Source organism: Mesorhizobium sp. AR07, assembly GCF_024746815.1.
Lineage (GTDB): Bacteria > Pseudomonadota > Alphaproteobacteria > Rhizobiales > Rhizobiaceae > Mesorhizobium.
The window spans coordinates 6,296,390-6,319,282 of sequence record NZ_CP080525.1 but is presented as its reverse complement, the minus strand read 5'-3'; the positions used below and the strand labels follow the sequence as shown (position 1 = coordinate 6,319,282).

21 protein-coding genes and 1 pseudogene are annotated in these 22,893 nt (G+C 63.5%); 12 read left to right on the top strand and 10 right to left on the bottom strand.

The annotated features are described in order from the left end of the window. Positions 1-17: 17 nt before the first annotated feature. Both BPNPMPFG_RS31075 and BPNPMPFG_RS31070 read left to right on the top strand, forming a co-directional pair. Entirely contained in the window at positions 18-368 is a 351-nt protein-coding gene (locus BPNPMPFG_RS31075) for an ArsR/SmtB family transcription factor (RefSeq protein ID WP_258592369.1), read from the top strand. Next, positions 365-844, top strand: coding sequence for an SRPBCC family protein (locus BPNPMPFG_RS31070; protein ID WP_258592368.1), 480 nt, complete (start codon positions 365-367; stop codon positions 842-844). The genes BPNPMPFG_RS31075 and BPNPMPFG_RS31070 overlap by 4 nt, the downstream gene beginning before the upstream one ends. Positions 845-941: 97 nt before the next feature. Here the strand turns inward: BPNPMPFG_RS31070 and BPNPMPFG_RS31065 are convergent, their stop codons facing one another. The 9 genes and pseudogenes from BPNPMPFG_RS31065 to BPNPMPFG_RS31025 all read right to left on the bottom strand — a co-directional run bounded on the left by BPNPMPFG_RS31065 (position 942) and on the right by BPNPMPFG_RS31025 (position 9,954). Then, on the bottom strand, positions 942-1,295 hold the full coding sequence (locus tag BPNPMPFG_RS31065; RefSeq protein WP_258592367.1) for a nuclear transport factor 2 family protein: 354 nt from the start codon (positions 1,293-1,295) through the stop codon (positions 942-944). Positions 1,296-1,414: 119 nt separating this feature from the next. Further along, positions 1,415-2,020 carry a 2'-5' RNA ligase family protein gene (locus tag BPNPMPFG_RS31060; RefSeq protein ID WP_258592366.1) on the bottom strand — a complete coding sequence of 202 codons (606 nt, stop codon included), beginning with the start codon at positions 2,018-2,020 and terminating at the stop codon, positions 1,415-1,417. Positions 2,021-2,407: 387 nt separating this feature from the next. After that, positions 2,408-3,835, bottom strand: a complete 1,428-nt coding sequence (locus tag BPNPMPFG_RS31055) for an aldehyde dehydrogenase family protein (RefSeq protein ID WP_258592365.1) — start codon at positions 3,833-3,835, stop codon at positions 2,408-2,410. A gap of 34 nt (positions 3,836-3,869) precedes the next feature. Further along, the gene (locus BPNPMPFG_RS31050; protein ID WP_258592364.1) at positions 3,870-4,955 is read right to left on the bottom strand and encodes an ABC transporter ATP-binding protein; all 1,086 of its coding nucleotides are present in this window, start codon (positions 4,953-4,955) and stop codon (positions 3,870-3,872) included. Continuing rightward, a complete protein-coding gene (locus BPNPMPFG_RS31045) occupies positions 4,945-5,553 on the bottom strand; it encodes a cupin domain-containing protein (protein WP_258592363.1) in 609 nt (202 codons plus the stop codon). The genes BPNPMPFG_RS31050 and BPNPMPFG_RS31045 overlap by 11 nt, the downstream gene beginning before the upstream one ends. Positions 5,554-5,766: 213 nt before the next feature. After that, positions 5,767-6,831, bottom strand: coding sequence for an ABC transporter substrate-binding protein (locus tag BPNPMPFG_RS31040; RefSeq protein WP_258592362.1), 1,065 nt, complete (start codon positions 6,829-6,831; stop codon positions 5,767-5,769). Further along, on the bottom strand, positions 6,816-7,688 hold the full coding sequence (locus BPNPMPFG_RS31035) for an ABC transporter permease (protein WP_258592361.1): 873 nt from the start codon (positions 7,686-7,688) through the stop codon (positions 6,816-6,818). The genes BPNPMPFG_RS31040 and BPNPMPFG_RS31035 overlap by 16 nt, the downstream gene beginning before the upstream one ends. Further along, the gene (locus tag BPNPMPFG_RS31030; protein ID WP_258592360.1) at positions 7,685-8,569 is read right to left on the bottom strand and encodes an ABC transporter permease; all 885 of its coding nucleotides are present in this window, start codon (positions 8,567-8,569) and stop codon (positions 7,685-7,687) included. Before BPNPMPFG_RS31030 ends, BPNPMPFG_RS31035 begins: the two co-directional genes overlap by 4 nt. 102 nt (positions 8,570-8,671) lie before the next feature. Beyond that, positions 8,672-9,954: pseudogene (locus BPNPMPFG_RS31025) on the bottom strand (NAD(P)/FAD-dependent oxidoreductase). Between the two features lie 235 nt (positions 9,955-10,189). On the opposite strand from BPNPMPFG_RS31025, the gene BPNPMPFG_RS31020 reads away from it, so the two are divergent. The 8 genes from BPNPMPFG_RS31020 to BPNPMPFG_RS30985 all read left to right on the top strand — a co-directional run bounded on the left by BPNPMPFG_RS31020 (position 10,190) and on the right by BPNPMPFG_RS30985 (position 18,273). Then, positions 10,190-11,347 carry a fumarylacetoacetate hydrolase family protein gene (locus tag BPNPMPFG_RS31020; RefSeq protein ID WP_258592359.1) on the top strand — a complete coding sequence of 386 codons (1,158 nt, stop codon included), beginning with the start codon at positions 10,190-10,192 and terminating at the stop codon, positions 11,345-11,347. A gap of 106 nt (positions 11,348-11,453) precedes the next feature. After that, the gene (locus BPNPMPFG_RS31015) at positions 11,454-12,461 is read left to right on the top strand and encodes an ATP-binding cassette domain-containing protein (protein ID WP_258592358.1); all 1,008 of its coding nucleotides are present in this window, start codon (positions 11,454-11,456) and stop codon (positions 12,459-12,461) included. Further along, positions 12,416-12,991 carry an ATP-binding cassette domain-containing protein gene (locus tag BPNPMPFG_RS31010; protein WP_258592357.1) on the top strand — a complete coding sequence of 192 codons (576 nt, stop codon included), beginning with the start codon at positions 12,416-12,418 and terminating at the stop codon, positions 12,989-12,991. Before BPNPMPFG_RS31015 ends, BPNPMPFG_RS31010 begins: the two co-directional genes overlap by 46 nt. Then, positions 12,988-14,022 carry an ABC transporter permease gene (locus BPNPMPFG_RS31005; protein ID WP_258592356.1) on the top strand — a complete coding sequence of 345 codons (1,035 nt, stop codon included), beginning with the start codon at positions 12,988-12,990 and terminating at the stop codon, positions 14,020-14,022. Before BPNPMPFG_RS31010 ends, BPNPMPFG_RS31005 begins: the two co-directional genes overlap by 4 nt. Positions 14,023-14,260: 238 nt before the next feature. Beyond that, positions 14,261-15,196, top strand: coding sequence for a substrate-binding domain-containing protein (locus BPNPMPFG_RS31000; protein ID WP_258592355.1), 936 nt, complete (start codon positions 14,261-14,263; stop codon positions 15,194-15,196). 123 nt (positions 15,197-15,319) lie between these two features. Further along, the gene (locus BPNPMPFG_RS30995; protein WP_258592354.1) at positions 15,320-16,306 is read left to right on the top strand and encodes an ABC transporter permease; all 987 of its coding nucleotides are present in this window, start codon (positions 15,320-15,322) and stop codon (positions 16,304-16,306) included. A 3-nt stretch (positions 16,307-16,309) separates the two neighbouring features. After that, positions 16,310-17,101, top strand: coding sequence for an ATP-binding cassette domain-containing protein (locus BPNPMPFG_RS30990; RefSeq protein WP_258592353.1), 792 nt, complete (start codon positions 16,310-16,312; stop codon positions 17,099-17,101). A gap of 149 nt (positions 17,102-17,250) precedes the next feature. After that, positions 17,251-18,273 (top strand): LacI family DNA-binding transcriptional regulator, encoded by a 1,023-nt coding sequence (locus BPNPMPFG_RS30985; protein WP_258592352.1) that lies wholly within the window; start codon positions 17,251-17,253, stop codon positions 18,271-18,273. 331 nt (positions 18,274-18,604) lie between these two features. On the opposite strand, the gene BPNPMPFG_RS30980 is transcribed toward BPNPMPFG_RS30985, so the two are convergent. Further along, a complete protein-coding gene (locus tag BPNPMPFG_RS30980; RefSeq protein ID WP_258592351.1) occupies positions 18,605-19,195 on the bottom strand; it encodes a TetR/AcrR family transcriptional regulator in 591 nt (196 codons plus the stop codon). Between the two features lie 261 nt (positions 19,196-19,456). On the opposite strand from BPNPMPFG_RS30980, the gene BPNPMPFG_RS30975 reads away from it, so the two are divergent. Both BPNPMPFG_RS30975 and BPNPMPFG_RS30970 read left to right on the top strand, forming a co-directional pair. Further along, positions 19,457-19,711 (top strand): hypothetical protein, encoded by a 255-nt coding sequence (locus tag BPNPMPFG_RS30975; protein ID WP_258592350.1) that lies wholly within the window; start codon positions 19,457-19,459, stop codon positions 19,709-19,711. Next, positions 19,705-22,881: an efflux RND transporter permease subunit gene (locus BPNPMPFG_RS30970; RefSeq protein WP_258592349.1), complete on the top strand. Its 3,177-nt coding sequence runs from the start codon at positions 19,705-19,707 to the stop codon at positions 22,879-22,881. Before BPNPMPFG_RS30975 ends, BPNPMPFG_RS30970 begins: the two co-directional genes overlap by 7 nt. Positions 22,882-22,893 lie beyond the last annotated feature (12 nt).

The following is a 22,893-nucleotide window of genomic DNA, read 5'->3' as shown; positions in this document are numbered from 1 at the left end:
GCACCCAGGATCGACCAATGACAAGTCTCCAGACCGCGAGCCCTCCACCGATCGACGGCATCTTTCGCGCCCTGTCGGACCCGACGCGGCGACGCGTGGTCGAACGGCTGAACCTCAGTCCCGCCTCGGTCAGTGAACTTGCGCATCCCTTCGACATGGCCCTGCCCTCTTTCATCGAGCATCTCAAGGTTCTTGAAGGCTGCGGGCTGGTGCATTCGCAAAAGACCGGCCGGGTCCGAACCTACCAACTGGCGCCCGAGCCGCTGAAGCTTGCCGAAAACTGGCTGGCCCAACAGCGCACATTGTGGGAGCGCCGCCTCGACCAGTTCGACGCCTATGTGATGACCCTCAAGGAGCAAGAAAAATGAGCTATCCCTTCAAGCCGGACCCCAGGCTGGACCTCGTGCTGGAGCGTGTCGTCGATGCGCCGCGCGAGTTGCTGTGGAGGGCCTGGACGACGCCGGAGCATGTCCAGCAGTGGTTCACGCCGAAGCCATGGCTCATCACCGACTGCGAGATCGATCTCAAGCCCGGCGGGCTGTTCCGGACCCGCATGCAGTCGCCCGACGGCAACGAGGTCAACGACCGCCATTGCTGCTATCTCGAAATCGTGCCGAACGAGCGGCTGGTGTGGACGGACGCGCTGCTGCCGGGCTATCGGCCGTCGGGGGAGCCGTTCATAACCGCGGTCATTTCCTTCCTGCCGGACGGCAAAGGAACCCGCTACACCGCCACCGCCATCCACCGCGACGAGGCGACCCGCAAGAACCATGAAGAGATGGGCTTCTTCGACGGCTGGGGCACGGTGCTCGATCAGCTCGCGCAGTTCGTGAAGACGATTTGAGCCTCTCGCATGGCGGCCAGGGCATCGTCCCGGCCGCCATGCTTTCAACCCTGCAGCGACGAGAGCAAGCTCTCGGAAGCCGGCGGTATGTCCGGCCTCAATAGTAGAAGCGCTCTTCGGTGATCTTGCCGTTCTTGACCGTGTACAAGCCGACCTCATCCATGGTGACACGCTCTCCGGTGGCCTTGGGCGTTATGTCAAACTTGAAGCGCACCGCGAACTGGTCGCCGTTGAGATAGGGGCCTTCGACCGAGCCGCCATGGACCTCGTGGTTCTCCTGCCACCACTGGCCCTTCTGCTTGAGGGCATCCTTGCCGCGGGCGATGGCCATCGGCCCGTCCATGGCTTCATAGCTGACGATATCGTCGGCATTGTATTTCCCAGCAGCACGTTCGTGGTCGCCCTGCTTGAGGAGTTCGGTGAAATCCTTGGCAATTTCCGCGATGGTCATATGTGTTCCTCCTGTTCAGACATAGTGCAAATAGGGAACAGCCGCCCGGCCTGCCATCGTCGGGGCGCTCGATAGGTGACAATCCATGTCAGGACGATGTGAGGAGACAGATCGGCGCATCACATCGCGCTCAGCGGCCAACATTCCGGGAAAACGTATTTCTTCAGCCCGCGCAGGCTGTGCACAAGAATGAACTCCCGTGCAACAAAGCTGATTGGGTCGATCGGCTGTTGCGGGACAAGTTTTTGGTCATAGGCTAACGTCAAATGTGGAACGAAACCGTCGGATGCTTTGAGGCCTTCGCGCAACATTTCAGCACCGATCTTCGTGCTCAATTCACAAACCGGTCCGTCCTCGGCGAGAAGCACGAAAGGATGCTTGGCCGGGCTGCCCCTTGTCGCCGGGCGGCCGGGAAAGCTCCTGAAATGACGAAAGGTAACCTCGAACTCCGGCATCGCGATGCGCCGCCCCGACCGGGCGGCTGCAAAGATGGTTTTCGTTCGCAGTCTCTTGTAGTCACCCACGTGCTGCAGACTGACGTGAAAACGCTGACAAAGCAGACGGGAGCCGGTTATCCCACATTGGCTGCATAGCCGGTTTTGACAATCAGCAAACCGAGAATAGTCCTTCGGTTGCAAGAACAAGCCGTAGAATACGCGATCGGGCCGTTTAGGCCGCCATGGCGGCTCCGGGATTCCGAAATCGAATTCGCCTTGCAGATACATAAGCATACGCCCGACAAGAAACGCTCCTGTTTTGCTCTACAGATAGAACAAAACAGGAACACTCGCTTGAGTCAAGCGCGGATTTGATACGGCAGGGCAATTCAGGCGTCGAATTCGCACCTCATGGGGCGTTAGCGCTGCCCCTCACCTGCCTGCCGGCATCCTCTCCCCGTATAGTGACGGGGAGAGGGTGCTGTCATCGCCGATTTCGCCAATCACCGGCATTGGCGGGGGGCACCAAAGTTGCGGCCGGCCCCTTCTCCCCGTCACTATACGGGGAGAAGTGCCCGGCAGGGCGATGAGGGGCGGCGCCGGCCTCGGCAATTGGTGGTCTCCGCCACAGATGGGAACCCGTCGTTGAAGCGATTGCCCTGTTTGATCCCAGGCCTACGCCCCGTAGCCGATGATGCCCTTGACCTCGAGAAAATCGTGGATCGCCCAGTCGGCATATTCGCGGCCATTGCCCGACTGCTTGTAGCCGCCGAAGGGTGCGAACGTGTCCCATTCCGGATAGTTGATCGAGACCTGTCCGGCGCGCAGCTGTCCGGCCACTTTTCGCGCATGATCGATGTCCTGCGACTGCACATAGGCGGCGAGGCCGTAAACCGTGTCGTTGGCGATCTTCACCGCGTCGTCGTCGTCACTATAGGAAATGACGGACAGCACCGGGCCGAAGATCTCTTCCTTTTCGATGGTCATGCCGGGCGTGACGTGGCCGAACACGGTCGGCCTGACATAGTAACCGCGGTTGAGGTGTTCGGGCCGGCCGGGCCCACCGGTGACCAGCGTGGCGCCTTCCTTGATGCCGGCTTCGATCAGCCGCTGGATCTTGTCGTACTGGATGTTGGAGACCACCGGCCCAAGCTTGGTGTCCTCCGAGCGCGGATCGCCGACATTATGCGCTTCAGCCGCCTTCTTGGCGATGGCGAGCGCCTCGTCATGGCGGGCAGCCGGCACCAGCATGCGGGTCGGTGCGTCGCAGGACTGGCCGCTGTTGCCGAAGCAGCCCTCGACACCCTTGCGCACCGCCGTTTCGAAATCGGCGTCCGGCAACACGATGTTGGCCGACTTGCCGCCGAGTTCCTGCGCCACGCGCTTGACCGTCTCGGCCGCCGTCTTGGCGACGATGATGCCGGCGCGGGTCGAACCGGTGAAGGACACCATGTCGACATCGGGATGGCCGGCCATGATCTGGCCGACATCCGGGCCGGTGCCGTTGATCATGTTGTAGACGCCCTTCGGCGTGCCGGCGGCCTGCATCACTTCGGAAAAGACGATGCCGCTGATCGGCGCGATCTCGGAGGGCTTGAGCACGACAGTGCAGCCGGCAGCGATCGCCGGTGCAACCTTGCAGACGATCTGGTTGAGCGGCCAGTTCCAGGGTGTGATCAGCGCGCAGACGCCGATCGGCTCCTTGACCACCATGGTGCCGCCACGCTTCTCGCTGAACTCGTAGTCTTCCAGCGCCTTGATGGTGGCTTCCATATGCGCCCTGCCCGCCCAGGCCTGCGCCTCGCGCGCCCAGGTGATCGGCGCACCCATCTCCTGGCTGACGGCCTGGGCGATGTCCTCGTAGCGCTCATTGTAGATTTCGAGGATACGCTTCAGCAGCTTCAGCCGCTCGGCCTTGCTGGTCTGCGAGAAGGACGGGAAGGCCGCCTTAGCAGCCGCCACGGCCTTGTCGACATCGGCCTTCGAGCCGACGGAAATCTTGGTGTAGGCCTCTTCGGTGGACGGGTCGATCACATCAAGCGTCGCCGGCACCACGGGTGCCACCCACTTGCCGTCGATGAAGAAGTTCAGATGATTGCTCATGGGCGGTGCTCCGGTTTTTGGACTGTCGGTGAGACTAGCTTGGCAGCATAGGGCAGTTAGCGCCACGGCGCAGGCTGATATGCGCCACATCGCCGACGCTGAACTGAAAACCCCCGGCCTGGCGTGGCGCGTCGATGACAACAGGTGCCCCCTGCCCGAGTTCGGCATGCAGGCGCAAGGTGCGGCCGTGAAAGACGATGCTGTTGACACGCGCCGGCGCCGTGCCCGGCGCCGCATCCGCCACCGCCAGAAGATCTTCCGGGCGCACCCCGACAATGCGGACCGCGCCTTCGGCCGGAGCCTCGCCGGATTCCGAGGTTGCTTCCAGCGGCAAGGCGCCAGCGGCGAAGCGCAAGCGATCGCCATCGCGGCCGATAAAACGTGACTGCAACAGGTTCATGGTGCCGATGAAACTGGCGACGAATGTGGTGGCGGGCCGGTCGTAAAGCGTCGCCGGCGGCGCGATCTGCTCGATGCGGCCCTTGTTCATGACGACGATGCGATCGGAGATCGACAGCGCTTCGGTTTGGTCGTGGGTGACCATGACGAAGGTGGTGCCGAGCCGCGACTGCAGCCGTTTCAGCTCGACCTGCATCTGTTCGCGCAGATGCGCGTCGAGCGCCGACAGCGGTTCGTCGAGCAGCAGCACGCGCGGCTCGCAGACGATGGCGCGGGCGAGTGCTACGCGCTGGCGTTGGCCGCCCGACAGTTCGGAGACGCGGGCGCCAAGCTTGTCGGCAAGACCGACCATATCGAGGGCTTCGCCGACGCGTTTTGCCTGCTCGGCGCCGGACAATTTTCGCAAGGACAGGCCGAAGCCGACATTCTCGGTGACGTTCATATGCGGAAACAGCGCGTAGTCCTGGAACACGGTGTTGACAGGCCGGTCGTAGGGCCGAAGCGCTGTGATATCGCGGCCGTCGAGCAGCACCTTGCCGCTCGATGGGCTTTCGAAGCCGGCGATGACGCGCAGGCTGGTGGTCTTGCCGCAGCCCGACGGCCCGAGCAGGGTGAGAAACTCGCCGCTGATAATGTCGAGATCGACGGCATCGAGCCCGACGATGCCGCCGGGAAAGTGCTTCGAAACCGCCTGCAGCCGAACGAGAGGATCAGGCGCCATCGCGAACCTCGGAGGGTTTCGTGGTGTTGACCCAAAGGATCTGGCAGCGCTCGGCGCCCGGATTGCGGAAGGCATGCAACAGCGTGCTCTTGAAGGCAAAGCTGTCGCCGGTCTTCAGCACGTATTTTGTCGAATCCACCACCAGTTCGACCTCTCCCGAAACGACGAAGCCGAATTCATGGCCGGCATGGGCATAGGCCTCGGCGGTGCCGCCGCCGGCGTCCACCGTCACCAGCATGCCGGTCAGTGTCGCACCCGGCGGCGACAGCAGCGCCTTGGCGATGCCTTCCGATTTCACGGGAATCGCGCGACGGCTGCCCGCGCGCACGCAATAGAGATCGTTGACGGCATCGTTGCCGTCGGCGATCAGCGCCGATGGCTCGATGTCGAGGGCGGCGGCGAGCGGCCAGATCACCTTGACGCGCAGCGAGGACATGCCGCGCTCGATCTGGCTGAGCGCCCCGATCGACACGCCGGCCCTGGCTGCCAGATCGGCCAACGACAGCTTGCGCTCCAGCCGCAGCGCCCGCACGCGCCGGCCGACCCGCACATCGGCATCGTCCTTCGGTTTTTCAGCCGCTTCGTCAAGCATGTCCATGCGTACGTCCTCGTTTGCCGCTTGATCGTCTGAATAGCGCTGCACTTTCCGAACGTCAGCGCTGCCCCTCACCCTTACCCTCTCCCCGTATAGAGACGGGGAGAGGGGGTCGCCAGCGTTGGAGCGCTTCCCTTCTCCCCGTCACTATACGGGGAGAAGGTGCCGGCAGGCGGATGAGGGGCGGCGCAGATTTCAGCGATTGGAAAGCCAGCCTCACCCGCCCGCCTTGACCTTTTCGAACATCTTGGCGAGGTCGTCATTCTGTTTCATCGGTCCGGTGAAGATGGTGGTCTTCAGCATCACCTCTGGGTCGGACGGCAGCTGCAGCTTCTCCAACTCCTCCTTCGGCACGGTGGCAAAGGCAGAGCTCAGCGAGCTGCCATAGCCATAGGATTCGATCAGGTATTTGCCCGAGTCGGCGTCCAGCCTGCTGTTGATGAAATCATAGGCGAGATCGACATTCTTGGCGTCCTTCAGCATGACGAAGCCGCAGGCCCAGGTCAGCATGCCTTCCTTCGGCTTCATGAACTCGACCGGCACGCCCTGCTTCTTCAGCGAGGTGGCCGACGCGTTCCAGGTCATGGCGGCGACCAGCTGGCCGCTGGCCAGCGCCTGTTCGACCGAGGTCATGTCGGTGGTGTAGTTGGAGAGCAGCGGGCGTTGCTCACGCAGCTTCGCGGCTACCTTGTCCATTTGCTCTGGTGTCATGTCGAACGGATTGACGCCGGCCAGCAGCGCCGCAACGATCGGCGTGTCGTGCACGGCGTCGATGGTCGCCATGCGACCGGCGTACTGCTTGTCCCACAGAAGGTTCCAGCTCGCTTCCGGGTTCTTCACCAGATCGGTGCGGTAGAGGATCGAGGTGTTGCCCCAGTCCCACGGCACCATCCAGACCTTGCCGTCGCCGGCCTGCAGGTCGGGCAGGTTCTTGAACACCGGGAAGATCGAATCCCAGTTCTTGATGCGCTTGGTGTCGATCGGCTGCAGCAGGCCTTCCTTGTTCCAGCGCGCCACCTTGTCATAGCAGGGATGCGCGATGTCGGGACGGAAGCCGGCCTTGACCTTGGTGAAGGCGTCATCGTCGTCACCGAAGATCGAGGCCTCGACGCCATCGGGATGTGCGGCAAGGAAGCTCTTGTTGAAGTCGGGCAGTTCATAACCCGACCAGGTGAAATATTGCAGCTTGTCGCCGGCGAAGGCGACGGTCGACGACAGCGCCAAGGCCAGGGCCGCCAGGCCGGTCCGGGCCATCTTTCCAGATATCAGGTCGAATGCCATTGCAGTTCTCCTCTTTCGGTTTGTTTTGGTTGTGATGGATCCACGGGCCGTGGTGCTGCCGCGGACAGGCCGCGATGGCGCAGGATTTCGGCGATTGCAGCGATGATGAAGGAGACCGCCAGGATCGACGTGCCCAGCGCCATGACCGTCGGCAGCGATTTCGGGAACCGCAGCTGGCTCCAGATGTAGAGCGGCAGCGTCGGCTCGGTGCCGGCGAGGAAGAAGACGACGATGAATTCGTCGAAGGAGATCAGGAAGGCCAGCATGAAGGCCGAGACGATGGCCGGCAGGCTGAGCGGCAGCATCACGCGCCGGAACGTCGTCCAGTCGGAAGCGCCGAGGTCGAGCGCGGCATCGCGAATGGTTTTCGGGATGGCGGCAAAGCGGCTGCGCATGATCACCACCGTCGTCGGCAGCGCCACCAATATGTGACCGAGAACGATGGCAATGCGCGACGGCCCGAGCCCGATAAGGTTGATGAGGATCAGCAGCGATATGCCGACGATGACACCTGGGATCAGGATCGGCAGCCGGGCGATGGCGCTGATGGTGGCGGCAAGCGGCGAGCGGCCATAAAGGTCCATGTAGGACACGGTGATGCCGCAGAGCGTTGCCCCCGTGGCGGCAATCGCGCCGATGACGAGGCTGTTCAAAAGCGCGCCGGACAGCGCCGAATTGCCGAACAGCGTCGCATACCATTGCAAGGTAAAGCCTAGCAGCGGAAACGCTGCCTGGATTGAGTTGTTGAAGGAAAACAGCGGGATCAGCAGCACCGGCAGATAGAGGAAGACCAGATAGGCGACGACGTAGACGCCAAGCCAGCGGCCGCCACCTTGCGCGCGCCGCCCCCCGCTCATGTGCGGCTGCCAAATTTGCGGTCGGTGAAACGTGCGACCAGCACCACGGCAAGGATGACCAGCATGACAGCGACGGAGAGCGCGGCGCCAAACGGCCAGTCGTTGGCCTTGCCGAACTGCGCCTGGATCAGTGTGCCGATCATGGTGCTGGCCGGGCCGCCGACGAGCGCGGGGGTGACATAGTCGCCGACCGTCGGCACGAAGACGACGAGGGCGGCGGCCAGCACACCCGGCATCGAATTGGGCAGCACGACCCGGCGGAAAGAGGTGAAGGGTCTAGCGCCAAGATCGGAAGCGGCCTCGATCAGCGACTTCGGGATGGTGTCCAGCGCCACGTAGATCGGCAGGATGGCGAACGGCGCGTAGGCATGCGCCAGCGTGATGACGACAGCCGCCGGCGTGTTGAGAAAAGCCAAGGTCGGCTCGGACCAGATGCCGCTTTCGATCAGCGCCGAGTTCAAGACGCCATTGTAGGCCAGCACGATCTTCCAGGCGAAGACGCGCAGGAGATAGCTGGTCCAGAACGGCAGCGTCACCAGGAACAGCAGCAGGCCGCGCCGCCGTCCGGCGTGGAAGGCAAGGTAGTAGGCGACGGGATAGGCGGTGACGACCGTGGCCAGCGTGACCAAGGCGGCAATGACCAGCGAGCGCAGCGTCACCGTCCAGTACAGCGGATCGGACACCACGGTGGCGAAGTTCGCCAGGCTGAAACCAGCGCCGAGCAGCGAACCGTCATTGCCGCGGAAGGCGAGAAAAAGCACCAGGCTGAGGGCAAACAGGATCAAAAGGAAGGTGACCAGCGCGCCCGGCAGCAACATGGCGACGCGGAAGCCCGATGAAGACCGGGCCTTTGGCGCTTGCGTTGCAACAATGGTCGACATCGACCTGCCTATCGAAATTTGAAATTACTTAAGACTTTTTCATATTCATGAAACTGTCAAGCGGAATCCCCAAGCAGAATCCCATTGAGACGAATTGCTGCGTCAACGCTCCAGCGCGTCGAGCAAGCGATACCAGGCGATGGTCGCGGCAACGCCGACCTGCCGGAAGGCGTGGAACGGGATCGGCCGAATCGGCGAGACTGGAAATGGCAACTGCCTGGCGTCGCCGCTGGAAAGATAGGTTGCGATGCGCTCGCCAAGTGCCGTCATCAGGCCGACGCCGCGCCCCTGGCAGCCGACCACGGCCAGGAGGCCCTGCTCGGGCTCGTGGATGTGCGGCAGGTGGTCCGGCGTCATCGCCACCCGGCCGAACCAACGCTTCTCGATAGCGACGCCGGACAGGCCGGGATAAAGCCGCCGCAGCGCCCGCTCGAGATGCGCCCAGTCGCCCGGACTTGTCGGCAAGGCCATGCGCCACGCCCGCCCAGCACCAGCCGGCCGTCGGCACTCTTGCGGTAATAGACGAGGATGCGCCGGGAGTCCGACACCGCCTGCCCTTGCGGCAGGATCGTGGCTGCCAGGCCAGGCGGCAATGGCGCGGTCGCAATCTGGAAGGAATGCAGCGGAACGATGGTCTCGGCGAGGCCTGGCAGCAGACCGCCTGTATAGGCGTTCGTTGCCAGCACAACCGCCCTTGCCTGCAGTTCTTCGCCACTTTCCGTCGAAATGCGCCAGATACCGGCAGTCTTGCCGAGCCGCACGACTTTCTGGCGTTCGGCGATTCTTACACCCGCGGCGGTGGCAATTCGAGCGAGTTCCGACGTGTAGGCAAGGGGGTCGATGATACCGGCGCGGCGATCGAGCCAACCGCCGAGATACCCTTGCGCCCCGGTCATCGCGGCGATCTCGCCCGCGTTCAGAAGCCGGACGTCGGCGCCACGCGCGCGCCATTGCCGGTCACGGTTTGCCGCCGCCTTCAGCGCGGCCTCGGTATGCGCCGCCTGGATCCAGCCATTGCGAACGAACGGCACAGCCAGTTTTTCGTCGCGGATCAACTCGAAAACCGCATTCGCGGTCGAAGCGGCGAAGTTGACGAGCGCCTCGCCGCGCTCGGCGCCAAAATGCTCCAGCAGCCATTCCGGATCGTATTTCAGGCCGGGAATGACCTGCCCGCCGTTCAGCCCCGATGCGCCCTGGCCGATTTCGCCGGCCTCCAGCACCTGCACGGATAGGCCAAGGCGAGCAGCGTGCAACGCCGTCGACAGGCCCATGATGCCGCCGCCGACAATGACGACATCGGCGCGTTCGCCGCCAGCAAAGAGCGCCGGAAACATGGAAGCCGCTTGCGGCTTTCGCCAGATCGGATCGGAGAACAGTGCGGGCAAGGGTCACCTGGGCAGTTTGCGATGAATGAAAATTCTAGTCAGAATTTCATAAATTTGAAATAGCATTTTCCGCCCTGCCATTTGGACCAGCGCCAAGGGCTCTTGGAGGCCAGTTATCTTGCGACCGAGAACAGCACCGCCGATTGCCAGCCGACGGGATAGACCTTTGATGGGAATCCGGTGAAAGTGCCGCGCCGATCCGGCCAGTGTCGATCATTTCGGAGGACCGAACGCCATGACCAACCCGACGCATCTGCCCGCCGAGGGCCTTTTTGTCGGTCGCGCCAGGAGCAACGATGCCGCGCATCCGCTGGTGGTCACGGTGCGCGACGGCACCGTCTTCGACATCACGTCGAGCACGGCGCCGACCGTGCGTGACGTCTGCGAGATGGCTGATCCTGCCGGCCACGTGCGCTCGGCCAAGGGCAAGCCGATCGGCTCGCTCGACGCCATCGCCGCCAACAGCTTTGAGGCCAAGCGCGATGCGAAAAAGCCGTACCTGCTCTCCCCGGTCGATCTGCAGGCGGTGAAGGCCTCGGGCGTGACCTTCGTCGTCAGCCTGCTCGAACGGGTGATCGAGGAACAGGCGCGCGGCTCGGCGGAAAAAGCCGACGCCATCCGTGCCGACATTGCCGGGCTGATCGGCCACGATTTGTCGAAGCTCAAACCCGGTTCGCCAGAGGCGATGGAGATCAAGGCCAAGCTCATCGCGCGCGGCGCCTGGTCGCAATATCTGGAGGTCGGCATTGGCCCCGACGCCGAGATCTTCACCAAATGCCAGCCGATGGCCTCGGTCGGCTTTGGCGCCGATGTCGGCCTGCACCCGGTCTCGACCTGGAACAATCCGGAGCCGGAGATCGCCATGATCGCCGCCAGCAGCGGCAGGATCGTCGGCGCCACCCTCGGCAACGACGTCAATCTGCGCGACGTCGAAGGGCGCTCGGCGCTGCTGCTCGGCAAGGCCAAGGACAACAACGCCTCGGCGGCCCTCGGCCCCTTCATCCGCCTGTTCGACGACACGTTCTCGATCGATAATGTCAAGCAGGCCGTCGTGCGCCTGAAGGTCGAGGGCGAGGACGGGTTCTCGCTGGAGGGCGCAAGCTCGATGGCCGAGATCAGCCGCTCGCCGGAAGAACTGGTTGCCGCCGCCATGGGCCCGCACCACCAGTATCCGGACGGGCTGGCGCTCTATCTCGGCACGATGTTCGTGCCGTCGAAGGATCGCGGCGAGAAAGGCAAGGGCTTCACCCACAAGGTTGGCGACATCGTCACGATCTCGTCGGAGAAATTCGGCGCTCTCGTCAACCGGGTACGGCTGTCGCCCGACTGCCCGCACTGGACCTACGGCGCCAGTCATCTGATGCGGGAGCTGGCGAAGGCCGATTTGATTTAGTCGACCTTCGCCCGGAAGGCCGCCATCAACACAATTTTTGCGCGGAACCGGGTGACTGTGGACGTAATCCGCTCCAAGATCGCGGCGCGGTCGGGGGGCCGTCCGAATGTCCGATTCGCCGATATTGTTCGTGCACACGATCGCCAAGCGCTTTGGCGGCACGGTCGTGCTCGAAGACATGAGCCTTGCGGTCGAACACGGCTCGATCCACGCGCTGGTCGGCGAAAGCGGGGCCGGCAAATCAACGCTGATAAAGGTGCTGGCGGGCATCCTCCGGCCGGACAGGGGCACTGTCGAATTCGACGGCAAGACGGTGACGATCGGCAGCCCCAATGCGGCGCGCAAGCAAGGCATCGGCGCGGTTCTGCAGCAGCCCGGCCTGTTCCCGGAGCGCCCGGTGCTCGCCAATCTGTTCGTCAACCGCGAACCGCTGCACAACGGGCTGATCTCGCGGCGCGAAATGGAAGCGCGCAGCCGCGACCTGCTTCGCCAGCTTGGTCTTGATGTCGATGTCCACGGCCCGCTCGCCGATCTCGGGCCTGGCCAACGGCAACTCATCGCCATAGCCCGCGCGCTTCTGGAAAACCCGAGACTGCTCGTCCTCGACGATCCGAATTCGACGCTCGACATGCGTCAAAGCGAGCGGCTGTTCGCGGTGCTGCGAGGGTTGAAGGCCAGGGGCATGAGCATGCTCTACGCATCGAACCGACTGGACGATGCATTGGCCATTGCCGACCAGTTGACGGTCATCCGCAACGGCCGCGATGTGCTGTCGAAGGCGCGTCAGGAGCTGACGACATCAGAGGAAGCGATGATCGGCCAGTTGCGCCAGTCGCTGTTCCCGCTGCCGCTCAGAGCCATGCCGGCGCTTGCCGCCACGCTGCGGCCGCAGATCACGGTTTCGGGACTTGGTGGTGGAATTCTGTCCGACGTCAGCTTCACGGCGCGCGCGGGCGAGACCGTCGGCCTTGCCGGGCTCGCCTGCTCCGGCGTGTCGGACCTGCTTGCCATGTTGTTCGGACAGAAGCAGGCGCGCGCGGGCAAAGTACGTTTTCAGACGGAGACGGGTTGCCGAGGACACGAACCGAAGCGGCGCGGCGCAACATCTGCCTGATTTCAGGCGAGCGCGGCAATGGGCTGATGCCCGACAAGTCCATCGCCTTCAACCTGTCGAGCGTCATCGTCGGCGCACGCGACTGGGGTTCGCTCGGGTACTCGCCCAAAATGGCGCTCGACCGCGCTGCGCGGCAGATCGAGGCGCTGCGCATCCGGTCCGCTCCCGAGACGCCCGTCGGCTCGCTTTCGGCGGGCGGCCAACAGAAGGTGATCATCGCCAAATGGCTGGAAATCGGCCCGCAAGTCGTGCTGCTCGATAAGCCGGCCCGCGGCATCGATATCGGCAGCAAACAGGAAATCTACGCGTTGATCCGGCAGATGGCGGCCAGCGGCTGCATCGTGCTGCTGCATTCGAAGGAATTGTCCGAGCTGATGGGCTTAAGCGATCGCATCCTTGCCTTCCACCAGGGCCGGCTCGCCGGCGAGATAGCCGGCGCGGACGCGGATGGAGCCACGCTGATCAAGCTGATCACAGCGGGCGAGCCCGGCGGCGAGGCCCGACAGACCAAGCGAGAGAGCGCCGCATGAGCAGAACCGAGACCGCACCGCCGCTTGCCGGGTCGGCGAACCGTCAGCCGAGACGCGGCATTCGACTGCCGGCTGAAATCGGCGTGGCGATCGCGCTCGCCGCCCTGGTCGGGATCCTCGGCTGGCTAAGGCCGTCCTTGCTCGACCCGGCCAATCTGTCGTTGCTGTTGGAGCAAACCGCCCTGCCCGGCCTGATGGCGATCGGCATGGTGTTCGTGCTCGCCATGCGCGAGATCGACCTTTCGGCGGGCGCGGTGTTTCATCTCGCGGCGGTTGTCACCGCGCTTTTGATGGTCGCCGGTATCGATCCCTGGCTTGCCGCCCTGGCCGGAATCCTGCTCGGCGTGGGCCTTGGCCTCGTCAACGGCCTGCTGGCGATCACGCTGCGCCTGCCGGCCCTGGTGGTGACGCTCGGCACATGGTGGATGATCGAGGGCCTGTCACTGGTGGCCGGCAAGGAACAGACGATCGTGCCGCCGCGCGGTGACGGCAGCTTCTTTACGACGCTGTCGGGCAAGGCCTTCGCGGTGGTGCCGGCGGCCAGCATCGTTTTCATTGTGCTCGCATTGGCGATGCATGTCGTGCTCCACCGCACGCGCTTCGGTTATCGGGTGCAGGCCGTCGGCAGCAATCCGCAAGCCGCCGCCTTTGCCGGCATTCCCACCGCCAAGGTGCGATTGCTGACGCTGATCCTGATGGGCGCGATGGCCGGACTTGCCGGCGTGATCTATGTCGGCGCCGGCGGCGCCGTCGGTCCCGGTGACGGCAACGCCTTCGTGATGTTGGCGATTGCGGCGGCCATCATCGGCGGTACATCGCTTTCGGGTGGCCATGGCAGCGTCATTGGCGCTGTGATCGGCATCCTGATCGTCCAGGTGATCCTGAGCGCAATGAGCTTGCTCGGCGTCGATGCCGCGTGGAGCACCTTCGCGACCGGCGCCCTGACCGTGCTCGCGCTGGCGGTCGATCGGCTGATCAGGCTGTGGCGCAACCGCCGCTCTGGACATGGTCAAGACAACCTGCTCGGCTAAGCCTCGACGCCAACCCTTCGACTGCCGCTGAAAATCACCTGAACTGATGCAATCTGATGGGACCGTTGATGGCGCCCGGTCAGACGCCAATTACGACTTGCAGATGGAGGCTTGCCATCCGTCGAAAAAGGGAATGCTCTGATGCATCCAACCGGCGCTGGCAAAAGACGCAATCCGGCGATCGCCGGAACAAGGAGACGGATTTTGAACTGACCAACTACAAACGGGAGGAAATCAAATGCTGACACGGCTAAGACTCGTCCTATACGGCCTGTTGGTGGCGCTGATGGTTATACCAGCAGCGGCACAGGCCAAGACGTTCTACTGGATTTCGCATGGCGGCCCGGCCGATCCGGTGTGGACCTACTTCCTCGCCGGCGCCAAGCAATGGGCCAAGGACACCGGCAACACCGTCAACACCTCGTTCCACAATGGCGACGTGGCCTCGCAGCAGGAAGCGGTTCGCGCCGCGATCGCCGCCAAGGCCGACGGCATCGTCACCACCAGCCCTGATCCGGGCAGCCTGATCGCGATCGCCAAGGAAGCGAACACCGCCAAGATTCCGATCATCAATTTCAACACACCCGATCCCAAGGCGAGCTTCAATGCCTATGTCGGCGGCGACAACGTCACCTTCGGCAAGCACTGGGCGCAGTATCTGGTCGACAAGGGCCTGGTGAAGAAAGGCGACTTCGTCTGGATGCCAGTCGAGATCCCCGGCGCCACCTATGGCGTCCAGGAAGAAGAAGGCATCAAGAGTGTCTTCGGGCCACTCGGCATCACCTATGAGATCACCGAAGCGACGCTCGACCAGGCCGAAGCGATCAACCGCATGGTCGACTACCTCACCGCCAACAAGGCCAAGGTCAAGGCGATCATCGGCCTTGGCGACCTGGTCACCGGCTCGATCAAGCGGGTCTTCGACCAGGCCGGCATCAAGCCGGGCGAAATTCCGGTCGTCGGCTGGGGCAATTCGCTCGACACCACCCAGGAAGTGCTGAACGGCTACGTCAATGCCGGCCAGTGGCAGGATCCGCAGGCGACCAGTTATGTGGCGCTTTCGCTTGCCAATATGGCCGCCAGCGGCATCCCTCCGGGCTTCAACGTCATTACCGGCGCCCTCTACGAAAAGGGCACCGCGCAGGTCTACGACAACATCCTGTCCGGCAAGTAACATCTCCAATCTCAAACAGTCGCGACCGCCCCCGGCGGTCGCGACTGACGTCTCCATTTTCGCCGAGTCCTTCGCACACAGATGTGCAAGGCTCAGCCTTTCCAATCATGTCGCGGGTTGCACGTGGAAAATCGTTCACTCATCCAACACCTGATCGCGCGGCCCGAGTTCGGCCCCCTGGTGCTGCTCGTCGTCGAGATCGCCGTTTTCTGGAGCATCAACCACGACTTCCTGTCGCCGCAGAACATTTCCAACACGCTGGCCTTCACGGTCGAGCTCGGCCTGATCGCGCTGGCGATGACGCTGCTGATGACGTCGGGCGAATTCGACCTTTCCGTCGGTTCGCTGTTCGGCTTCTCGCCGGTGCTGATGTGGACGCTGTTCAACAGCGGGCTCACCTCGCTGGAAGTCGGCTTCGTCGTCGCGCTGCTGGTCGCCGCCTTCATCGGGCTGGTCAATGGCTGGTTCGTCACACAGCTCAAGATCCCGTCCTTCCTGGTGACGCTCGGCATGCTGCTGGTGGTGCGCGGCACCGCCCTTTTCGTCACCGACGGCTTTCCGCAGCGCACCTGGAGCGCCGAGGGCAGCTGGCTCGCCAACATACTGGTCGGCGATTTCTTCATCGGGCCGTTCCGCATCTACATGTCGCTGTTCTGGTTCATCGCCGCGGCCATCGCGCTCGGCTATGTCTTGACGCAAAGCCGTACCGGCAACTGGATCCAGGCGGCCGGCGGCAACCCCAGTGCGGCGCGCGCCCGCGGCGTCAATGTCAGCGGCGTCAAGATCGGCCTGTTCGTGCTGTCGTCGGTCATGGCCTCGCTCGCCGGCGTCATTTCTTCGCTGCGCACCTCGGCGGCCAACCCCAACAGCGGCACCGGCTATGAGCTCGAAGTCATCGCCATGGTGGTGATCGGCGGCACGGCGCTGACCGGCGGACGCGGCACCATCATCGGCACCGTGCTCGGCATCCTGATCCTGCGCGTGATGCGCAACGGCATCGTGCTGATCGGCGTGCCCGGCCTTGCCTACAACATCTTCATCGGTGCGATCATCCTTGGCATGATGGCGCTCCATTCGTGGCTGGAACGCCGGCATCAGGCGGGGACTTGAGACATGGCCGAGCCGCTGATCCGCATGCAGAACATCCGCAAGTCCTATGGCCGAGTGCAGGCGCTGGAGGACGCCAGTTTCCATGTCAACGAACGGGAGATCGTCGGCCTGCTCGGCGACAATGGCGCCGGCAAGTCGACGCTGATCAAGGTGCTCTCTGGAGCGGTTCCCCTGACCAGCGGCGACATCTTCATCCGCGGCAAGAAGGTGAGCCTGCGCAGCACCAGCGACGCCATCGCCCACGGCATCGAGACGATCTACCAGGATTCGGCGCTGGTCACGCAACTGTCGATCGCCCGCAACCTGTTTCTGGGGCGCGAGCCGATCAAGCCGCCGCGCTTCCTGAACCGGATGGACCAGGAGGCCATGAACACGGTCGCCCGCGATCTGCTCAAGCAGGTCGGCATCTCGAAGAACATACCGCCGACGACGCCGATCGGATCGCTCTCCGGCGGCGAGCGCCAGGCGGTGGCGATCGCGCGCGCCATGCATTTCGACAGCGACCTGATCATCCTCGACGAGCCGACCAACAATCTCGGCGTCGCCGAAACGCAGGGCGTGCTGAGCTTCGTGCGCAGCGCCCGCGATTCCGGCCATTCCTGCATCTTCATCGCCCACAACATCCACCATGTGTTCCAGGTGGTCGACCGCATCGTCGTCATGCGCAGGGGCAAGGTGGTCGCCGACGACATCGACCCGAAGAAGACCAGCGTCGCCGAAGTCGAGCGGATCATCACCGGCATGTCGGACAAGGAAATCCGCGATGCCATTGCCGATGGCAAGCCATCACATTGAGGCAGATGGCAAGCCATCGCCTGAGAACGGGGGAAGCTGCCTGATCGAGGCAGCCGAACGACCATCCGGCTGATGGGCGGCAATCATCCATCACCTCAAATCGCATCGCTTGTCTGGCGCGACGCCGCGTCGGCGCATAGGGTTTCGGCATGAAAGCCACCGTCTCGGATATCGCCCGCAACTGCGGGCTGTCGACCGCAACGGTCGACAGGGTGCTCAACAACCGGCCGGGTGCGAGCGCCGCCAACCGGCAACGCGTCATGGAGGCGGCCAAGCAGCTCGGTTATCTGCCGGTCGCCGATCAGGTGACGCTGCCCTCGCGACCCGCCCATCTCGAATTCCTGCTGCCGATCGGCAGCAATGCCTTCATGCGTGATCTCGCCGGGTATATCGAAGACTATGCCGGGCGGCTGCCGCTTGTCGCCTCGTGCCGGATCCACAACCTTGCCGGAATTTCGCCAAACGCGCTGCAGAGCGCCGTCGAGAACCTCTCGCTCAGGGCCAATGGTGTCGGTGTCATCGCCGTCGACCATCCGCGCACGCGCAACATCCTGCGCGATATCGTCGACGCCGGCATGCGCCTGGTGACGCTGGTGTCCGATGTTCCGGCGGCACCGCGCTCGGCCTATGTCGGCATCGACAACCGGGTGGCGGGTCGAACGGCTGCGCTGCTGATGGGGCGCTTCCTTGGTGGCCGCACCGGCCACCTGGCGATGGTCGTCGGTTCGCGCTCCTATCGCGGCCACGAAGAACGCGAAATGGGGTTTCGCTCGGTGCTCAACGAAGAGTTTCCCAACCTGACCGTCAGCAGCGCCGTCGAGATCAACGACGAGCCTGACGTCAGCTATGCCGAGACCATGAAGGCGCTGCACAACGAGCCCGAACTGCTCGGCATCTATTGCGTCGGAGCCGGACACTCCGGCGTTGCAAAGGCGATCCGGGAATTAAGGCCGAACCGCAAGCCGGTGTTCATCTGTCACGACCTTACCCGCGACACACGCGGCTATCTCGTCGACGACCTGCTCGATGTCGTCATCGACCAGAATGCCAGGCTGATTGCCGAGCAGTCGGTCATTCGCCTGCTTGGCTCGATTGCATCCTCAGCGCCCTATCTGACAAGGAAGTTCATCGAGCCGCGATTGATCTTCAGGGAAAACGTTCCGGTGCAGTGAAGGCAGCCCCGTGCTTTTCTGGTCACACTCGACAATCTTCCCGGGCGTCACGGCAAATCTGCACAGCTGCTATGCACGATCCACGATTGCCGAATCGTTGGGCACGCCATAGCTTCCAGTTGTCGGCCATCTACTCCTCCCAGATGCGATGCCGACGCTGAGTGTGGTGCACCTCCTCCCGCGCCACATTCGAAATCGAGCCCGCTGCCACCTCCTCCCGGCAGCGGGCTTTTTCGTTCCAGCCAGCAGCGATCACAGCGCTCACGTCAAAGGCGTGGGCACTCCTTCGGTCACGAGATCGAATTAGGGGATCGTAACTGCCGCGGAGAATTCAGCCGGCTGCAGTGCCTCTGAAGGAAACGATCAGCCCTTCAGCCATGCGGACGAACTGCGCGCTGGGGCCTTCCGTACCGACACTCTGAACACTGACACGGGCGCCTTCGAGCAGAAGCGACAGCGTATCGGCAAGCAGCTCAGCCTGGCCGATGCCGGCATCCCTGCACAGCGTCACCAGGCGATCGCGCTGGGCTTCCTTGAGTTCCTTGATCACGCGCCGGGCCGGATGATCTGTCTCGCTCAATTCGACGGCGGCATTGGCCATGTCGCAGCCGCGGCCGTCCGCCTTGAGCATATCGGCGGCGATACGCACCCAGGCATGCAGCTGAGCCAGCTTGTCGCCGGGGTGCTCGATTTCGAACCTTTCCCACATGGCACCGGCCTTGCAGGCGGTGGCGCGCAGGCATTGGATGATGAGGTCGTCCTTGGAATCGAAATGACGGTAGAGCGTCATCTTGTTGGTTCCGGCGGCCTCAGTGATCGCGTCGATGCCGACGCCCTTGATGCCATGCTTGTGAAACATGTCCTGCGCCGTCTCCAGGATCCTGTCCCGGGGGCGGGCGCGTTCCACAGTGCCGTCTTCCATCAAAACCTCCTGGTTTCCCAAAAATCCCTCGGTACGCCTCTTGACTAGGGTGTTACCGGTCTGTAACGTCACAAATGTTACTTACTGGTAACACCTATGTCGTCTTTCGTCAATAACAAGGCCGTGAACTGGTCCTGCCAGATTGAGATGGGGCCAGACCGAGACGGGCGAAAGATTGCAGATCATGCGGCCTCGGCCGGTGAAGAGATGAAAAACGGTTCGCGAGCATGGGCTGCGAATCGACAGACAAGGAGCCGGCCAATGCCACAGCGCCGCGATCTTACCATAGATGAAGCCGTCCGGGATCCGATGATCCGGCTGGTCATGAAAGCAGATGGCGTCGACCCGCGCGCCTTCGAGAAGATGCTGCGCTCGCTCGCCGATGCGCGACGCCGCGAGGTGCCGTTGCTGCGTTCGCTGGAAGAGCCCGGCGACGGGCGCGGCCAAAGGCTCTCCAGGGTTGCCAGCGCCTTCGGCAAGGCAAGAGCAACCGGCGAGGCGTGCGTGTCGTGGTAAACTTTTTCATCCACCGTCCGATCTTCGCCTCGGCGATCGCCATCATCATGGTGCTCGCCGGGACGATTTGTTATTTCCTGCTGCCCGTCTCGCAGTTTCCCGACATCACACCGCCCCAGGTCGTGGTCAGCGCCCATTATCCGGGGGCCAGCGCACAGGTGGTGGCCGATACGGTGACGACGCCGCTCGAGCAGCAGATCAACGGCGTGCAAGGCATGACCTACATGTCGTCAACGAGTTCGAATGACGGCTCCTCGACAATCACCATCACCTTCGATGTCGGCTACTCCCTGAGCACGGCGGCCGTCGACGTCCAGAACCGCGTCTCGCAGGCGGCGTCGTCGCTGCCGGCGATCGTCAATCAGGGCGGCGTGACGATCAAGAAACAGAATCCGAACTTCGTGCTCATCGTCAACCTGACCTCGCCCGACAGTTCGGTCGATCCGGTGGCGCTGAGCAACCTTGCCTATCTGCAGGTGGTCGATCCGCTGAAGCGGCTGCCCGGTGTCGGCGACGTGCAGATCTTCGGCGAGCGGCGCTATTCGATGCGCGTCTGGCTCGATCCCGACAAGCTCGCCAATCTCGGCATCACCGCCGTCGACGTCCAGAATGCGATCGCGGAACAGAACGTCCAGGTGGCGGCCGGCAAGATCGGCCAGTCGCCGGCACCGGCCGGCACCGCCTTCGAGATGCAGGTCAACGCCGTCGGCCGGTTGAGCGATCCAAAGGAGTTCGGCGACATCGTCGTGCGCGCCAACACGAGCACCGGCTCGCTGGTGCGGCTGCGCGACGTTGCCCGCATCGAACTCGGCGCGCTGCAATATTCATCGTCGGCCTTCTTCGGCAAGGACCCGACCGTGGTGCTCGCCGTCTACCAGATGCCCGGCTCCAACGCGCTCGATCTGCAGCAGCGCGTCAAGGACAAGATGCAGGAGCTGTCGGGGCGTTTCCCCAAGGGCGTCTCCTATGCCATGCACTACGACACGACGCGCTTTGTTTCGGCGTCGATGCATGACGTGCTGATCACGCTCGGCGAAGCGCTGGTGCTGGTCGTCGCCGTGGTGTTCCTGTTCCTGCAGAGCTGGCGCACGACGATCATCCCGACCATCGCCATTCCGGTCTCGCTGGTGGCGACGCTCGTCGTCATGGAGATGCTCGGCTTCTCGCTCAATATGCTCAGCCTGCTCGGCATGGTGCTGGCGATCGGCCTCGTCGTCGACGATGCCATCGTCGTGGTCGAGAATGTCGAACGACAGCTGGAGGCCGGGCTCAAGCCGCTGGCGGCGACCAAGGCCGCGATGGCCGAAGTCACCGGTCCGATCATCGCCACCACAGCCGTGCTGATGGCGGTGTTTGTGCCGGTTGCCTTCATTCCCGGCGTCTCCGGCAAGCTGTACAACCAGTTCGCGCTGACAGTGGCGATCTCCGTCGGCATATCGGCTTTCAACTCGCTGACGCTGAGCCCCGCGCTGAGCGCCGCCTTACTGCGCCACCGCCAGCCAACGCAGTTCGTGCTGTTCCGCTGGTTCAACACCGGCTTCGACAGGCTGTCGCATGCCTATGCCAATGGCGTGCGCATTCTCATCCGCTTGCGCTGGATCATGCTTGGGCTGTTCGCCGCCGGACTTGTCGCCACCTATTTCGTCTGGCAGCGCCTGCCCTCGACTTTCCTTCCGGTCGAGGACCAGGGCTATTTCTTCGTCGTTATCCAGTTGCCCGACGGCGCGTCGCTGGAGCGCACCGACGCGGTGGCGCAAAAGGCGCGCGACATCCTGCAGGCGACACCCGGCGTCGACATCGTCGGCTCGATCAGCGGCCTGAACTTCCTGACCAGTGCCGCGCAGTCGAACTCGGCGGTCGAATTCGCCATCCTGAAGCCCTGGGAGGAACGCAGTCCGGACCAGAGCGCGTCGAAGCTCGTCGCCGACGTGCGCGGCAAGCTGCTGCAGATTCCGGAAGCCTTTGCGCTGAGCTTCGATCCACCCTCGATCCCCGGCATCGGGACCACGGGCGGCTTCGAATTCGTCGTCGAGGATCTCACCGGCCGCGGCAGTTCAGCCCTCAACGACGCGACGCAAGCCGTGATCGCCGAGGCGCGCAAGCAGCCCGAGATCAATCCGCAGCAGTTGTTCTCGCCGTTCTCGACCTCGACGCCGCAGTTCAACTACGACCTCGACCGCAGCAAGGCAAAACTGCTCGGCCTCAACCTGCCTGACGTCTTCAATACGCTGCAGATCTATCTTGGCTCGCTCTACGTCAACGACTTTAACCTGTTTGGCCGCACCTTCCGGGTGACCATACAGGCCGACAAGGATGCACGTGCGGGTGCTGCCGACATTTCGCGGCTCTATGTGCGCAATGCCTCCGGCGGCATGGTGCCGCTGAGCACGCTGGGCAAACTCGTGCCCTTCGTCGGCCCGGAAACCGTGCCGCACTACAACAACAACGCCTCGGCCTCGATCAATGGCGGCGCCGCACCGGGCTTCTCCTCGGGCCAGGCGGTCGCCGCGATGGAACGGGCCGCAGCCACCGCCCTGCCCAGGGATTTCGGTTTCGAATGGACCGGCATCACCTTCCAGGAGCTCAAGGCGGGATCGATCGCGTCCGTCGTCTTCGGCCTCGCCATCGTCTTCGTCTTCCTGATCCTGGCGGCGCAGTATGAGAGCTGGGCGATGCCGTTCATGGTGCTGCTGGCGGTGCCGCTCGCTCTGTTCGGCGCGTTCGCCGTGCTGTGGGCACGCGGCATGCAGATCGACGTCTACTCGCAGATCGGCTTCGTCATGCTGATCGGCCTGGCGGCGAAGAACGCCATCCTGATCGTCGAGTTCGCCAGGCGACGGCGCGAGGAGGGCCTCAGCATCGTCGACGCGGCAATGGAGGCAGCACGGCTGCGGCTGCGGCCGATCCTGATGACGGCCTTTGCCTTCATCCTCGGCGTGCTGCCGCTGATGTTCGCCACCGGCGCCGGTGCGGCAAGCCGCCAGTCGATCGGCACCACCGTCTTTGGCGGCATGGTCGCCGCGACCATCCTGTCGCTGGTGTTCGTGCCGGTCTTCTACGCGGTCATCGAACAGCTGCGCGAACGCCGTGGCAATGACGAGCCCGCCGCCGAACACACTGAACCAACTGCCGAACCCGCCTTCCCTCCCCTGGCGGAAGCGGCCGAATAAGATTGGAGACTA

Excerpts from the sequence above, each read along its gene's own strand:
- BPNPMPFG_RS31035 (WP_258592361.1), bottom strand. The coding sequence starts at position 7,688 with ATGAGCGGGGGGCGGCGCGCGCAAGGTGGCGGCCGCTGGCTTGGCGTC.
- BPNPMPFG_RS31045 (WP_258592363.1), bottom strand. The coding sequence starts at position 5,553 with ATGGACATGCTTGACGAAGCGGCTGAAAAACCGAAGGACGATGCCGAT.
- BPNPMPFG_RS31065 (WP_258592367.1), bottom strand. The coding sequence starts at position 1,295 with ATGACCATCGCGGAAATTGCCAAGGATTTCACCGAACTCCTCAAGCAG.
- BPNPMPFG_RS31075 (WP_258592369.1), top strand. The coding sequence starts at position 18 with ATGACAAGTCTCCAGACCGCGAGCCCTCCACCGATCGACGGCATCTTT.
- BPNPMPFG_RS31060 (WP_258592366.1), bottom strand. The coding sequence starts at position 2,020 with ATGTATCTGCAAGGCGAATTCGATTTCGGAATCCCGGAGCCGCCATGG.
- BPNPMPFG_RS31030 (WP_258592360.1), bottom strand. The coding sequence starts at position 8,569 with ATGTCGACCATTGTTGCAACGCAAGCGCCAAAGGCCCGGTCTTCATCG.
- BPNPMPFG_RS31055 (WP_258592365.1), bottom strand. The coding sequence starts at position 3,835 with ATGAGCAATCATCTGAACTTCTTCATCGACGGCAAGTGGGTGGCACCC.
- BPNPMPFG_RS31015 (WP_258592358.1), top strand. The coding sequence starts at position 11,454 with ATGTCCGATTCGCCGATATTGTTCGTGCACACGATCGCCAAGCGCTTT.
- BPNPMPFG_RS31050 (WP_258592364.1), bottom strand. The coding sequence starts at position 4,955 with ATGGCGCCTGATCCTCTCGTTCGGCTGCAGGCGGTTTCGAAGCACTTT.
- BPNPMPFG_RS31070 (WP_258592368.1), top strand. The coding sequence starts at position 365 with ATGAGCTATCCCTTCAAGCCGGACCCCAGGCTGGACCTCGTGCTGGAG.
- BPNPMPFG_RS30980 (WP_258592351.1), bottom strand. The coding sequence starts at position 19,195 with ATGGAAGACGGCACTGTGGAACGCGCCCGCCCCCGGGACAGGATCCTG.
- BPNPMPFG_RS31000 (WP_258592355.1), top strand. The coding sequence starts at position 14,261 with ATGCTGACACGGCTAAGACTCGTCCTATACGGCCTGTTGGTGGCGCTG.
- BPNPMPFG_RS30990 (WP_258592353.1), top strand. The coding sequence starts at position 16,310 with ATGGCCGAGCCGCTGATCCGCATGCAGAACATCCGCAAGTCCTATGGC.
- BPNPMPFG_RS30975 (WP_258592350.1), top strand. The coding sequence starts at position 19,457 with ATGCCACAGCGCCGCGATCTTACCATAGATGAAGCCGTCCGGGATCCG.
- BPNPMPFG_RS31005 (WP_258592356.1), top strand. The coding sequence starts at position 12,988 with ATGAGCAGAACCGAGACCGCACCGCCGCTTGCCGGGTCGGCGAACCGT.
- BPNPMPFG_RS30985 (WP_258592352.1), top strand. The coding sequence starts at position 17,251 with ATGAAAGCCACCGTCTCGGATATCGCCCGCAACTGCGGGCTGTCGACC.
- BPNPMPFG_RS31020 (WP_258592359.1), top strand. The coding sequence starts at position 10,190 with ATGACCAACCCGACGCATCTGCCCGCCGAGGGCCTTTTTGTCGGTCGC.
- BPNPMPFG_RS31040 (WP_258592362.1), bottom strand. The coding sequence starts at position 6,831 with ATGGCATTCGACCTGATATCTGGAAAGATGGCCCGGACCGGCCTGGCG.